Genomic DNA, 14,067 nt, shown 5'->3' on the forward strand with positions numbered 1-14,067 from the left:
CGTCCGCCCCTCGCAGCCTCCCCTGCAGTATCCCCTACCGCTCCGGTCCGCCTCAAACTCCCGGGCACCGAGGCGCGTCGGGGAAAACAGAAGAGGCCCGGAAAACCGGGCCTCTTCGTTCGGAGCCACCTAAGGGAATCGAACCCTTGACCTATTCATTACGAGTGCCACCAGGCTATGGCGGGGTACGGCTTCTCGCGTCCCACTCGTCGCAGGGTCCTCACAGATTGCCGGATTTTCAAACTGCGGGGACACGTCAGGGACACGGGATGTCTCACTTCTGGGGGTTGCGCTTCTGCATCATGACGTCCAGGTCTATGACGAATGTCCGTACCAGTTCGCCCTTTCCTGCCATCAGTGTGGGATGGCCGAGGTCACCCCGCACAGCTTTGAGCATGTCATCGAACGCCAGGATGCTGGTGAGGGGGTCCACGTTCGGGGTCCCGCTGATTCGACGGAACTTTGTCCACGCCAAGATCACGCGCCGGTCGCCGTACGTGAGTAGCTTCGGAGTCAGGTCAGCGAAGAATGTCAACATCTCCGCTGCGGGCATCGCTCCGCCCTGCTGTCGCTGGAGGTTGAGCATCCTCATGAAGCCGACGATCATGCCGTCGTACAACTCTGTCTTCTTCTCTCGAATGGCTGTCTCACGGGATCGCCTCCGCTCCAGTGCTCGCGACGTGAAGTACGTGATGAGCGGTACAGACACCACACCTATAAGGGCTGCGGTCGCGGTCTGAGTCCCGCTGGGAAGCGTCAGAAACCACGAGACCAGCGCCCAGACTCCCCATGCCGCCCCTGCAACGATTGCCAGCATCAGCAGACCGCCGAATATCACTTGCATCCCCCTACGCATGGTCCATCGTTACCAGCGGATGGACGACAGTGCATCGCGGCGCGCCGCTCTACAGGAGCACGCCCCGGCGTGGTGGAGAGCAGCAGCAGTCTTAGATACACAATGCGCGCTGGAAGCTTCCTACACGACGGGCGGCAGCTCTCAATCTCGCCGCTGTGCTTCACAAACCCTCCTAGAGGTCGCGCTGCCTCGTGGAACACAGCGGGGTTCGGCCAGCTAGAACGGTGCATCGATGACGACGCCGCGTGCGCGTCATGCCCGGTGGACGACTATCCGGAATCGGAAGCATGGCACGAGCGGTGCGCCCTTTAGAGTGATCGAGCGGGGCCACAAACGTGACGCATCCGTATAAGTCAGCGAGGGGACACCGAGGCGTGCCAGCTACTCTTTCGATCCCGGCGACACGGCGTTACGGCACTACCTCGCCGTTACGGTACCCCGGCGGAAAGGCGGCGCTCGCCGGGCTGTTCGCTGACCTCATCGCAGAGCTAGGACTCGAAGACGCAAAATACATCGAGCCGTACGCGGGCGGCGCCGGTGCCGGTGTTGCACTCCTGCGCGAGGGGCTAATCCAGGAACTCGTGGTCAATGACTTCGACCCCGCGGTGCACTCGTTCTGGCGGAGCGTGGTCCGCGAGAACGCGGAGTTCCTGTCCATGCTCGAAAAGACCCCACTCACTGTCGATGAGTGGCGGCGGCAGCGGGAGATCTACAGAAGCGCTGACGCGAGTGATCCGCTCAAACTCGGGTTCGCGTTCTTCTACCTCAACCGCACCAACCGCTCCGGGGTCCTCACCGGCGGAGTCATCGGTGGGCTGAATCAGGCCGGAAACTATAAGATCGACGCTCGTTTCAACCGGGACACCTTGAAGGAACGCGTTACGGCTTTGGGTAACCTCGCCGATCAGATCACTGTTCGTGACGACGACGGACGGACCGTCATCCTGGACTACGCGGCCGACCCCAAGGCGTTCTTGTACATCGACCCGCCTTACGTTCGCGCCGGTTCCCAGTTGTACCTGAACGCATTCGACTCCAGGGATCACGCGAATCTCGCCTCTGTGGTCTCCGGCGCTGGAGGGAACTGGTTCATGACCTATGACGAGTCGCCGCTCATCGAAGAGTTGTACGCGGACTTCTTCCTTTGTAGGTACGAGTTGAACTACTCAGCACGCCACCCAGGACGCGCCCACGAACTCATGATTGCGTCGCCTCCGGTTGAGGCTGCGCTGGCACGGGTAACGGACGCTCGATCAGCATGAACCGCACAAGCGGAAAGATGACTCGCCACGCTTGATGTACGTGCTCGCCGGTCACGTCCGTGTTGACACTATGAGATACCAAGTTGAACCAGCGTCCCGAGCCGGGTGTCGTACTCGCATCGTTCTTGACGCGGTTTAAGGTCGCGATTGCGTGAGATAGCTGTCCGTTGGTCTTGTACTCGTTCGTAACGCGCACCATCACCTGACTAAGCATCCCGGTGACTTCGATGCCGTTTCCGAGTCCGAAGTGTTCCTTAATGGAAGCCTCGATCATAGAACGCATGAGCATCGTCGCGGCCGCCGGGAAGTCCCTGACGTTGATCTGTCGGAGTTCGCGCCACCGGTGCTGGAGGGTCACGGGAAGGGTTCTCTCGTCCACACCGGTGGTGTTCAGGTTCACGCGGATCTCGGGTCGGGAGGGGCCACGGCCACGGCGTTCATCGAGCTGCACGCCGCCTGACTCGGTACCGGTTTCGTCTTCATCCCCTGGCGGCGCGTTCGTGCTGTCCGGTGAATTCGAATCGCCATCGCCTTCGCCGCCGTCACCCGTCAGCTTTTCAGTGGTGACGTAGTCGCGGATGTGGTTCGCTCCGTCATCGTCCGTTGAGGCAGAGTCGCCAACCGGAACCTCGTCCGGGGTCTTCCCCGAACTGATCTCATGCCGACGAGCACCGTCCTCGTCAGCAAGAGGTGTTGGGTCGTCAGCCGGGGTCTCCTGAGGGGTCGCGGACCCCTCATCCGCAGACGGCGGCGCTTCTTCTACCTCCTCGTCGGGGAGGCCCTGCATCCCACGGAGCAGCTTTTTGTACTCAGCTGTCCCTGCCTTCAAGCCGCGACGGGTGTTTACCTCATTGGTCATGAAACCGGTGAGCAGTCGTTCGAGCGCTCGAATTTCGTCTGGAGTAGAGGCCCAACCCACCACCCGTGCCTGGTCGTCGAACCTGAGCCCGATGAGGCCCTGGATGGTCGTGTTGCGGTAGGCGTACTCGAACGCCGACATCGTGAGCTTGGGACCGGCGATGTAGTCCGCTAGTCGAGCGTTCGAATAGTGCGTAGCGCGAAGACGTTGACGCACTCTTCCCATGCGCACGACGCGCGGCACGTCCTTGATCGCCGGAAGCATTCCGCGCAACTGATCGAGCGTCGTGGTGCCAGTGAGCTGCGCCAACACGAACTTGGCCTGTTCATCGAGACTCCACGGCTTCTTGGATTGACCTATATGGAGTCTGGCGAGGATGGGCGCAGCGGTCGTCCGGTCCGGAAGTACCATGGCTCGGATTCGGCGCGGCAGGTTCTCCGCCTCGATGGCGTAGCGCTTCCGCAGCCGCTCGATCTCGCCCTGATGTGCTGGAGCCAGGGAGGGGGTTAGCAGAGCGAGAAGCGCAGAAACCCGTCGGTTGCCTTCCAACAGAATCAGTCGCCCGTCCTCGCGTACGACGAGCGGCAACTCGTTATCCACGTATTGATCGCGCAGGATCAGCGTGGCAACTTCCTTTACGTCCTCCTCCGCCCAGAGGTAGTTCATCGCGGCGGTCTCTGTCGGTTGGTCGTTAGCGAACCGATAGTTGCTGACGTCGAGATGCAGGTCATCAACATCGACCGACTCAATCGGATACTCCAAATACGGCATCTGTGCTCTTCCCCTCGCCTCAGGAGCAGTCTGGCAGGAGACGCGCCTCGCGCACCGTCACACGCCCCGGCGGGGCGGAGGGGCTACGACGTTACTTGTCATCGCCTTTGTAGATGGCGCTGGTTGCACCTCCAGTCGCGTCACAATCGAGGCGTGGGCAGCGGGCGAGAAGGGAACCGATGTCGGCGGACGTCCGCCGGCTGAACGGGCCGAACTGGCAACGGTCCACTGGCTGGAGCAAGCACAACGGTGGACGGCGGATTCATGATCTGCGCCACACGGCGGCATCGTCTGATCGTTGAGCAACATCGGTCCGAACACGGTAGTGACGCGGCTGAGCCAAACAAGCATGACTCGGGCGGTCGATCTGTACGCCCACTGGATGGGATCGAGCACCGATCAGGTCGCCGTTGCCAGGATCAACGCTCTGTTGGGTGACACGTCAGGGACACCGGTTGCGAAGGTGAGAGATGGCGAGTCTCGAGGGGAAACAGAAGAGGCCCGGAAAACCGGGCCTCTTCGTTCGGAGCCACCTAAGGGAATCGAACCCTTGACCTATTCATTACGAGTGAATCGCTCTGCCGACTGAGCTAAGGTGGCGCGACGCGCGAGCGCGGCGCACGATGATCGATCCTACATGTTCACGAGCGTCCCGGCGAACCGGCGACCGCCGCGCTCACTCGCAGCGCAGGCCGTCCGTCGGCACGGTGCCGTCGGTGAAGTACTTCTCCACCGCGTCGTCGACACACGCGTTGCCCTTGTTGTAGCCGGTGTGCCCCTCGCCGACGCGGGTGATGAGCACGCCCGACGACAGCTGGTCGGCGAGTGCCACCGACCACTCGTAGGGCGTCGCCGGGTCGCCGGTCGTTCCGACGACCACGATCGGGGCCGCGCCGTCGGCGGTCAGCGCGGTGCGCGTGCCGGTGGCTTCTGCCGGCCACGAGGCGCAGCCGTCGGTCGTGCCCCAGTACGGTGCGACCGTCGGCGCCTTCTCGGCGAGCAGCGCCTCCGCAGCCGCCTGGTCGTCGGCGTTGTCGGCCGGGTAGTCCATGCAGTTGTAGGCCGTGAACGCCTCGGTGGAGTTGTCGGAGTACGTTCCCCCGGAGCGGGCGTAGTAGAAGTCGGCGAGCTGGAACGCCGGACCGGCCTGACCCTGCAGCGCGCTGCTGAGGGCCGTGGTCAAGTAGGGCCAGCTGTCCTGCGAATAGAGGGCAGCGATGATCGCGGTGAGCAACGAGTCGGCACCGAGCTGGCGGCCGTCGTCGTTGGCGAGCGGAGTGCGATCCACGCTCGCGAGGAGCGTGCCGAGGTCGGCCATGGCGTCATCGACCGTTCCGGCGAACGGGCAGTCGCTGCCGCCCAGGCAGTCGGCCATGTAGCTACGCAGCGCCGACTCGAACCCGACGCCCTGCGTGGTCGAGACCTCGAGCGAGCTGGCCTGCGGGTCGAGCGCACCGTCGAGCACGAGGCGGCCGACGCGGTCGGGGTACAGGTCGGCATAGGTCGCACCGAGGAACGTTCCGTACGAGTAGCCGAGGTAGTTGAGCTTCTCGTCGCCGAGCACCCCGCGCAGCAGGTCCATGTCGCGCGCCGACTGCACCGTCGTGATGAACGGGAGGATGCCATCGCTGTTCTCGTCGCACGCCGCCGCGAACTGGGCGCTGCGCTGGGTCAGCTCATCCGTCCACTGCGCGCTCCCCCGGGTTCCCGCGGGGATGTCGAAAAGGTACGCATCCATTTCGCTCGCGTCGTAGCACTTCACCGCGGTCGACCGCCCGACCCCGCGCGGGTCGAACCCGATGACGTCGTAGTCGGCCTGCAGCGCCTCGCCGACGGCGAAGTCGATCGACCCCTGGATCAGGTCGACACCGCTCGCGCCCGGGCCGCCCGGGTTCGTGAGCAGGGATCCCTGGGGCTCGCCGTCCGTGGCCCGCTGGCGCACGACGGAGAGCTCGATGTCACCCGCGTCGGGCTCGTTCCAGTCGAGGGGTGCGCGCACCGTCGTACAGTCGAAGGTGCCCCCGCAGTCCTCCCAGGCGAGATCCTGGCTGTAGAACGGGATCAGCGCTTCCTCGACGCCCGACACGTCGGGCTCCGCGCTCGTGCTCGGCCGCGTCGGGGAGTCCGGGATGAACGAGCACCCCGCGAGGGCGACGGATGCGGCGGCGACCACCGCGATGAACACACCGCGGATCGTGCGGGAGCTGCGGGTCATGAGGAGGTCCTTCCGGTGGCGACGGCGACGAGCAGGCTTTCGATGGCGAGGGCGGGCGCGGCGTTGCGTTCGACGTTGCGCCGAGTGAGGGCGATCTCATCGAGCACAAGCAGGGTGCGCGCGGGCGACCACGCGGCAGCGAGCGCGCGGAGGTCGTCGTCGAGCTCGGTGTTGATGAGGTCGTCCGCGCGTCCGTACTGGAGCATGATGACGTCGCGGAACATCGACTGCAGATCGGTGAGCACCCGGTCGATCCCGTCGCGGAGGCTGCGCGTCGCGCGGCGCTTCTGCTCATCAGCGAGGGCGTTCACTTGCGCACGGACCGCGGGAGGAACCGCGGCGCCCGGGGCGACCCCCACCATCCGGAGAAGATCGGAGCGCTCGGCTTCGTCGCGCAGGGCGGTGATGGCCTTGGCATCGTCGCCGGCGGCCTGCACGATCCGGGTCGCCGCCTCCACGGCGTCGCCGACGCCCCGGACGGCCAGCACGGCACGCAGCGTGTCGTCGCGCCGGGCGCGGGCGTCGGCATCCGTGGCCAGCCGCTGCGCCATCCCGATGTGGCGCTGCGCGTGCCGCGCGGACTGCGCAGCGATCGCCGGGTCGACTCCCGTCCGGGCAGCGATCAGGCGGGCGACGTCGTCGACCTCGGGCTCCTTCAGGCGCACGGTGCGCACGCGGGAACGGATCGTCGGCAGCAGGTCGGCGTCGCTCGGCGCGCAGAGCACCCACACGGTGCGCTCGGGAGGTTCTTCGAGCGCTTTCAGCAGCACGTTGGAGGTGCGTTCGGCCATACGATCGGCGTCTTCGACGACGATCACCCGGTATCGCCCGAGCGACGGCGAGAAGTACGCCCGCTCGACGAGTTTGCGGGCCTCTTCGATGCGGATGATGACCTGCTCGGTGCGCAGAGCCGTCAGGTCGGGATGCGACCGGGCGAGCACCTGACGCATCGCCGGCTCGTCGCCGGGCTCCGCGATCAGCGACGCGGCGAACGCGTGGGCGAGCGTCGACCGACCCGACCCGGGCGGCCCCGTGATGAGCCAGGCGTGGGTCATCTGCAACGGATCATCGACCGCGGCGCGCAGCATCCGCACGGCGTCGTCCTGCCCCCACACGTCTTCCCAGGGGAAGGTGGCGGGCGCAGTTTCCATACGGTTCACCCTAACGGCGACCCCCGACGGCGAACGCCGCTCAAGCGAGGTGTGGAGCGATCCGCTGACGGATGACGTCGGTGATCTCGTCCGGCGGGAGTGCCGCGTCGACGATCAGGAATCGATCGGGCTCCTCGGCGGCGAGCGCGAGAAAAGCCGCGCGCACGCGCTCGTGGAAGTCCGCCTTCTCCGCCTCGAGACGATCGAACGGTTTGTCTGCCGCGTCGAGTCGACGGCGCGCCGCATCCGGGGCGAGATCCAGCAGCACGGTCAGGTCGGGCAGCGCATCTCCGGTCGCCCACAGCGACAACGAACGGATCTCGGCGGGGTCGAGCACGCGCCCGGCACCCTGGTACGCGACCGACGAGTCGAGATATCGGTCCTGGATGACGACCTCGCCGCGCGCGAGCGCCGGGCGCACCAGGGTCTCGATGTGGTGCGCGCGGTCGGCGGCGTAGAGCAGTGCTTCCGCGCGAGACGCGATCTCGCCCCGGTGGTGCAGGACGATGTCGCGGATGAGGACGCCCACCTCGGTTCCGCCGGGTTCGCGGGTGCGGGTCACCGTGCGCCCCGCATCCATGAGCCACTGCTCGAGGAGGGCGGCCTGGGTGGTCTTGCCCGAGCCGTCTCCGCCCTCGAACGTCACCCAGAGGCCGGGTGCGCTGCTCACTTCTTCGCGGCGGGCTTGCGGGTCGTGGTCTTCTTCGCCGCCGTGCGCTTGGGCGCCGGGCCCTTCGCACGCTTGTCGGCGAGCAACTGCTTCGCGCGCTCGAAGTCGACGTCCTCGACGGTCTCCCCGCGCGGGATCGTCGCGTTCGTCTCACCGTCGGTGACGTAGGCGCCGAAGCGGCCGTCCTTGATCTTGATCGGCTTTCCGCTGACCGGATCGGCGTCGAACTCCTTGAGCGCGCTCGATGCGCGCCGCGCGCCGTACTTGGGCTGCGCATAGATCTCGAGCGCCTGCTCGAGGGTGACGTCGAAGATCTGCTGCTCACTGTCGAGCGAGCGCGAGTCGGTGCCCTTCTTCAGGTACGGACCATACCGGCCGTTCTGCGCGGTGATCTCTTCTTCCGTCGCCGGGTCGACCCCGACCACGCGCGGCAGGTCGAGGAGCCGGAGCGCGGTTTCGAGGTCGACGGTGTCGACCGACATGCTCTTGAACAGCGACGCCGTACGGGGCTTCGGGGCGACTTCCTTCTTGGCACCGCGCTTCTTCGGGGCCTCGACGACCTCGCCGGTCGATTCGTCGACCGCATCCGGATCGGTCGGTTCGACCTCTTGGACGTACGGACCGAAGCGGCCGTCCTTGACGACGACGAGCTTGCCGTTGCCGGGGTTCTCCCCCAGCACGCGGTCACCCGCGACGGGCGCATCGATGAGCTCCTGCGCCTTCTCGGGCGTCAGTTCGTCGGGCGCCAGCTCTTCCGGCACGTTCACGATGCGCGGCTTCGCCTCGGGGTCATCGGACTCGGTGACCTCGAGGTACGGGCCGTACTTGCCGAACCGGAGCGTCGCGGTGTCGGTGATGCGCGTCGAGTTGAGCTCGCGCGCATCGATGTCGCCGAGGTTCTCGACGATGTGACGAAGACCGACGTGGTTCTCGGACCCGAAGTAGAAGTCGCGGAGCCACTGCTCCCGACGCTGCTCACCCCGGGCGATCGCGTCGAGGTCGTCTTCGAGCGCGGCCGTGAAGTCGTAGTCGACGAGGTCGGCGAAGTGCTCTTCGAGAAGACGCACCACGCTGAAGGCCAGCCAGCTCGGCACGAGCGCCTGGCCGCGCTTGCTCACGTAGCCGCGGTCGAGGATCACATCGATGATGCTGGCGAACGTCGAGGGGCGCCCGATGCCGCGCTCTTCGAGCGCCTTCACGAGGCTCGCTTCGGTGTAACGCGGCTTCGGGGAGGTGCTGTGGCCCTTCGGCTCGACGTCCTTCGCGGCGAGCGTGTCGCCGACCGCCATCGCGGGAAGCGACTGGTCGTCGGCCTTGTCGGCGTCGGCGCGCTTCTCGTCGCGACCCTCTTCGTACGCCTCGAGGAAGCCCTTGAAGGTGTACACGGTGCCGGATGCGGTGAACTCGACGGCCTTGCCGTCTGCAGTGAGCGCCAGGGTGACGGTCGTCGTCTCGTACTTGGCGTCCGACATCTGGCTGGCGACCGTGCGCTTCCAGATGAGGTCGTAGACGCGCTGCTCGTCGCGGTCGAGCTCGGACGAGATCGATGCCGGGGTGCGGAAGTGCTCGCCCGACGGACGAATCGCCTCGTGCGCTTCCTGCGCGTTCTTGCTCTTGCTGGCGTGCGTGCGGGGGTTCGCGGGCACGGCGCGGTCGCCGTACAGCGACACGGCCTGCTCGCGCGCCGCCGTGATGGCCTGCTTCGACAGCGACGTCGAGTCGGTGCGCATATAAGTGATGTACCCCTTCTCGTAGAGACGCTGGGCGACACTCATCGTGTGCTTGGCGCTCATCGAGAGCTTGCGCCCCGCCTCCTGCTGGAGGGTGGAGGTCGTGAAGGGGGCTTTGGGGCTGCGGGTACCGGGCTTGGATTCGACGCTGGCGACCGTGAACTCACCGGTCGTCTCGATCGCGGCGGCGAGAGCGCGCGCCTCGGTCTCGGACAGCACGATGACGGCCTTCTTCAGCGTGCCGCGGTCATCGAAGTCGGTGCCGCGGGCGAGCGGTGCGCCATCGATACGCGCCAGCCGCGCGGTGAACGCGGATTCGCCCTTGGCGGCGAGAGCCTCGATGTCCCAGTAACTGGCGGAGACGAACGCCATCCGCTCGCGTTCACGTTCGACGACCATGCGGGTCGCGGCGGACTGCACACGCCCGGCGCTCAGCGCCGTGCCTTCGCGACCGCTGCCGACCTTGCGCCACAGCACCGGCGAGACGTCCCACCCGTAGAGGCGGTCGAGCACGCGACGGGTCTCCTGCGCGTCGACGAGGGCGAGGTCGAGTTCGCGGGTGTTCTCGGCGGCGGCACGGATGGCGTCGGCGGTGATCTCGTGGAAGACCATGCGCTTGACGGGGACCTTGGGCTTCAGGACCTCGAGCAGGTGCCACGCGATGGCTTCGCCTTCGCGATCTTCATCGGTGGCGAGCAGAACCTCGTCGGCATCCTTGAGCGCCCGCTTGAGTTCGGTGACCGTCTTCGTCTTGCGGTCGTTGACCACGTAGAAGGGATCGAAGCCGTTGTCGACGTCGATCGAGTACTTGCCGTACGCGGTCTTCTTCTCCGCCGGGATGTCTTTCTTGCTCGCCAGATCACGGATGTGGCCGACAGAGCTCAACACCTCGTACGCATCACCCAGGTAGCCCTGGATGGAGGTCATCTTCGTCGGCGACTCGACGATCACGAGCTTCTTGCCCTGACCGGTCTTCGCCTTCGCGCCCTGTGCCAACAGTGGTCCTTTCGTCGATGCACACCATACACACCCGCAAGATCGGGGCGGCTGGGAGGCATCAGCGGCCGACGACGATCGTCTGGCCGGGTGGCGGCCCCGCTCGCGCGGCTGCCGAGGCGGGAAACGGCCCGAAAGCGGCCGAGACCCGGATGGTCGCGATGAGACCCACCACTTCGCAGGATACGACCTCTGCGGCGGCTCGGGTCGCGATCTCGTCGGCGCGGGCGCACGGAGATCCCGAAACAGCGCCGGATGCGGCGTCCGCCGCGGCGAGCGCCGCCGCATCCGCCGTGCCCGAAAGGCGCTGCGCATGAACCGCCGCCGCTCCCGCCGCGGCGAGGCCGAGCGTCAGCGTGACGATGACCGCGACGACCCCGGTCGACGCGGCGGATCCGGCCATCAGCGGCCGCCGCCCAGGGCGCACGAGGATGCGGTGAACCGCAGCTCGACGACCGGAATCCCGGCGGGCGCGGTCGCGGTCACGCACACCAGGTCGTCCGAGTACTCCACGACGCCCTGCGCCCCCGGAGCAGAGCCCGCGACGAGAGCGAGCGCACGGCCCTCGTCGTCGCCGCGGGCGATCAGGCGTGCCGCATCCGCCGTCGCGTCCTGCAGTCGAACCTGCCACGACGCCGACGACAGCGCGCCGATGCACAGCACGAGCAGCAGCACGATCGCCGGCAGGGCGACCGCGAACTCGGCGCTGACCGAGCCGCGGTCGCCGAGCCGGCGGCTCATTCGACCGTCAGCGCGCGGCGGATTCATTCGACCGTGAGCGCGCGGCGGATGAGATCCTCCAGGATGCCGCGCACCTCGTCCGAACGCATGATCACGACCAGCAAACCCGCGAACGCGACGGCCGCCATCGTGGCGATCGCATACTCCGCGGTTGCGGCGCCGGTGTCGTCGGCGAAGAGGCGGCGGGCACGGAGCGACGTGAGCGCCGGCGGATGCGGGCGACCGGCCCCGGTGGACGCGGGCCGCTCGAGAGGCGCGCGGTGAGGGCGAAGCGTGGTGCGGTGACGGATGACGGACATGATGTCTCCTTCTATAGAGGGGCACGATGGTGGGCACGGTCTGTGCGGGCGAGGGGTGGGCACGGTCTGTGTGGGCACGGTCTGCGTGGGCACGGTCGCTCACACCCCCAGCGAGGTCGACGACAGGATCGCCATGAGCATCGGCGCGACGCCGAGCACGATGAACGCCGGCAGAACGCAGACGCCGAGCGGCACGAGCAGGGCGGACGAGAGCCGGGCCGCCCGCATCCGCCCCTCGATGCGGGCACGCTGACGCGCCATCGCCGCCGAGGCGCGGAGCAACTCCGCCGCCGGAACACCCGCCGACCGCGAGAGCTCGAGAATCCGATCGATCTCGGCATCGCCGTCCTCGTGCGAAGCGGATGTCGACGCGGGGGCGGCAGGCTCGGTGACCGTCGCGTTGCGGCGGCCCAGCGCGTTCCGGCGGCTCGGCGCGTTGCGGCGGCTCGGCGCGTTCCGACGGCCGGGCGCGCTCCGGCGGCCCGGCGCGCCGCGGGCACCCGAGGTGGATGGAAGCTGCGAGGTTCCCTGGGGCTGCGCAGTCTTCGGAGTTCCTGGTGTCTTCGGGGTTTTCCGTGTCTTCGGGGTTCTCGGTGCGCCGAGGGGGTGGCCGCGCGCACCGATGCGGCCCGGAGCGAGGAGATCTGCCGAAGCGAGGACGGATACAGCGTTCCCGGCCCTCGCCCGAGCAGATCTCCTCGCTTCGGGCGCCGCAGCGTCCGCCCCCGCTGCGTCCCGCCCACGCGCGTCGTCCGCGAGCCGGCGCGCGCGCTCGATCGAGACGCCTCCGCTGAGGGCGATCGCGATCAGTTCTGCGCCGAGCCCCGCCACCTGCGGGGGCGGGGCCGCTCCTCGGACCAGCCGACGCGTCCACACGTGGGCGGCGCCCATGAGCAGGAGGCCCAGCACGAGGCAGGCGATCCCGCCCGGACTCGTCGTCAGCACCCCGAGCGTGTCGACCCCGAGCGCGACGCCCAGCACGACCGCGACGAGCGGCAGCCAGGTCATCAGCCGTGCGGTCGAGGCAGGTTCGGCGAGCGCGACCTGCACCTCGTCACGGCATTCATCGGCCTCTCGGAGCGCACGGGCGATGGCACGGAGCCCGGCGGCGAGCGGCGCGCCCACTTCCGTCGCGACCCGCCACGCAGCGGCGATCGGCGCCCAACGCTCGCCCTGCGCGGCGATCGCGCCGGCCAGGTCGGAACCGGAAGCGTGACGGGCGGAGATGGCCGCGGCATCCGCTTCGCCGGACTCGGCAAGGAAGCGCCATGCACCCGCGGGAGCGACGCCGGCCTGCAGCAGGACAGCGAGCCGCAACGCGATCTCGGGCGTGCGATCAGCCGGTGCGGGAGCACGGCGGAGAGTCAGACGGGCCACGGCGCCTCCTCGATGACCAGCCGCTCGTTCCGGATGCCGGGGCGCCCGACTCCGGCGACCCGGCGCACTCCGTCGGCGCCGCGCTCGAGATGCACGACCCACCCGATCGCGCTCGCCACCTGCCGCGCGAGCGCCCGGTCATCGAGTCCGGCGAGGGCGCCGAGCGCTTCCAGCCGCGCCGGCACGTCGCGGAGACCGTTGGCATGCAGCGTCCCCGCCCCGCCGTCGTGACCCGTATTGAGTGCGGAGAGGAGTTCGCGGACCTCCGCGCCCCGGCACTCCCCGACCACGAGCCGGTCGGGCCGCATCCGGAGCGCCTCGCGGACGAGCTGCGCGAGCCCGATCCCGCCCGCCCCCTCGAGGTTCGGCTGGCGCGCCTCGAGCCGGACGTGGTGCGGATGATCGATGCGGAGCTCGGCGACATCCTCGATCGTCACGATGCGCTCCCCCGCGGGCGCCGTTGCCAGGAGTGCGCCCAGCAGAGTCGTCTTGCCGGTTCCGGCCGCACCCGTCACCAGCAGGTTCTCGCGCGCGGCGACGAAGCCCTCGAGCATCGCGCGCCCGGCGTCCCCGAACACCCCGCGCGCTTCGAGCCCCGCGAGGTCGACGATGTCGGCACGCGGCACGCGGATGGAGATCGTCGTGCCGTCGGCGCACACGGGCGGCAGCACGGCATGCACGCGGATGCCGCCATCGAGGCGCACATCCACGCACGGCGTCGCGTCATCGATGTGCCGACCGCCGAGCGCGATGAGGGAAACCGCCAGTTCACGCACCTCCTCCTCGCCGGCCCGCCACTGTGCCACGCGCTCGGCGCCGGCGCCGCGGTCGACGAAGAGTCCGCGCGCCCCGTTGACGAAGATGTCGGTGACCGCCGGATCATCGGCGTGCGCGCGCAACGCCTCCGGCAGGCGTGCCCTCGCCGGCGGGATCCGCGGCGCGTGCGGCGCGGAAGCGTCCGCGCGAGCAACCGCCGAAGTCGCTGCTGCGCCCAACGCGGCCGCGGGGCGCACCACGAACGGCTCCGCACGCGGCATACCGAATGCATCCGCGCGCGGCGCCCCGAATGCATCCGCACGCGGCGCCCCGAATGCATCCGCACGCGACGCGCCCGCCGCATCCGATCGCACCCCGGCCGGC

12 protein-coding genes and 1 tRNA gene are annotated in these 14,067 nt (G+C 68.0%); 1 reads left to right on the forward strand and 12 read right to left on the reverse strand.

Features of this window, described 5'->3' with window-relative positions; genetic code table 11:
• Positions 1-274: 274 nt before the first annotated feature.
• Complete coding sequence (locus LMI96_RS11520; RefSeq protein ID WP_228361568.1) at positions 275-856, reverse strand: hypothetical protein; 582 nt, start codon at positions 854-856, stop codon at positions 275-277.
• Positions 857-1,230: 374 nt separating this feature from the next.
• Between LMI96_RS11520 and LMI96_RS11525 the strand changes: the two genes are divergently transcribed.
• Positions 1,231-2,118 (forward strand): DNA adenine methylase, encoded by an 888-nt coding sequence (locus LMI96_RS11525; RefSeq protein ID WP_228361569.1) that lies wholly within the window; start codon positions 1,231-1,233, stop codon positions 2,116-2,118.
• Here the strand turns inward: LMI96_RS11525 and LMI96_RS11530 are convergent.
• The 11 genes from LMI96_RS11530 to LMI96_RS11585 all read right to left on the reverse strand — a co-directional run bounded on the left by LMI96_RS11530 (position 2,054) and on the right by LMI96_RS11585 (position 13,964).
• The gene (locus tag LMI96_RS11530; RefSeq protein WP_228361570.1) at positions 2,054-3,748 is read right to left on the reverse strand and encodes a hypothetical protein; all 1,695 of its coding nucleotides are present in this window, start codon (positions 3,746-3,748) and stop codon (positions 2,054-2,056) included. The two genes, LMI96_RS11525 and LMI96_RS11530, sit on opposite strands and share 65 nt — an antisense overlap.
• Positions 3,749-4,275: 527 nt before the next feature.
• A tRNA-Thr gene (locus LMI96_RS11535) sits at positions 4,276-4,348 on the reverse strand.
• A gap of 76 nt (positions 4,349-4,424) precedes the next feature.
• Positions 4,425-5,963, reverse strand: coding sequence for an alpha/beta hydrolase (locus tag LMI96_RS11540; protein ID WP_228361571.1), 1,539 nt, complete (start codon positions 5,961-5,963; stop codon positions 4,425-4,427).
• Complete coding sequence (locus LMI96_RS11545; RefSeq protein ID WP_228361572.1) at positions 5,960-7,114, reverse strand: DNA polymerase III subunit delta'; 1,155 nt, start codon at positions 7,112-7,114, stop codon at positions 5,960-5,962. The genes LMI96_RS11540 and LMI96_RS11545 overlap by 4 nt, the downstream gene beginning before the upstream one ends.
• Positions 7,115-7,154: 40 nt before the next feature.
• Positions 7,155-7,784 carry a dTMP kinase gene (tmk, locus tag LMI96_RS11550; RefSeq protein ID WP_228361573.1) on the reverse strand — a complete coding sequence of 210 codons (630 nt, stop codon included), beginning with the start codon at positions 7,782-7,784 and terminating at the stop codon, positions 7,155-7,157.
• Positions 7,781-10,510 carry a type I DNA topoisomerase gene (gene topA / locus LMI96_RS11555; RefSeq protein WP_223722860.1) on the reverse strand — a complete coding sequence of 910 codons (2,730 nt, stop codon included), beginning with the start codon at positions 10,508-10,510 and terminating at the stop codon, positions 7,781-7,783. The genes tmk and topA overlap by 4 nt, the downstream gene beginning before the upstream one ends.
• 61 nt (positions 10,511-10,571) lie before the next feature.
• The gene (locus LMI96_RS11560; protein WP_223722859.1) at positions 10,572-10,913 is read right to left on the reverse strand and encodes a helicase; all 342 of its coding nucleotides are present in this window, start codon (positions 10,911-10,913) and stop codon (positions 10,572-10,574) included.
• Positions 10,913-11,251, reverse strand: a complete 339-nt coding sequence (locus tag LMI96_RS11565) for a TadE family protein (RefSeq protein ID WP_228361574.1) — start codon at positions 11,249-11,251, stop codon at positions 10,913-10,915. Before LMI96_RS11565 ends, LMI96_RS11560 begins: the two co-directional genes overlap by 1 nt.
• A gap of 23 nt (positions 11,252-11,274) precedes the next feature.
• Entirely contained in the window at positions 11,275-11,550 is a 276-nt protein-coding gene (locus LMI96_RS11570) for a DUF4244 domain-containing protein (RefSeq protein ID WP_228361575.1), read from the reverse strand.
• A 99-nt stretch (positions 11,551-11,649) separates the two neighbouring features.
• A complete protein-coding gene (locus LMI96_RS16190; RefSeq protein ID WP_308015767.1) occupies positions 11,650-12,927 on the reverse strand; it encodes a type II secretion system F family protein in 1,278 nt (425 codons plus the stop codon).
• The gene (locus LMI96_RS11585) at positions 12,915-13,964 is read right to left on the reverse strand and encodes a TadA family conjugal transfer-associated ATPase (protein ID WP_374197484.1); all 1,050 of its coding nucleotides are present in this window, start codon (positions 13,962-13,964) and stop codon (positions 12,915-12,917) included. The genes LMI96_RS16190 and LMI96_RS11585 overlap by 13 nt, the downstream gene beginning before the upstream one ends.
• Positions 13,965-14,067 lie beyond the last annotated feature (103 nt).

It is taken from the genome of Microbacterium sp. cx-59, from assembly GCF_020805625.1.
Lineage (GTDB): Bacteria > Actinomycetota > Actinomycetes > Actinomycetales > Microbacteriaceae > Microbacterium.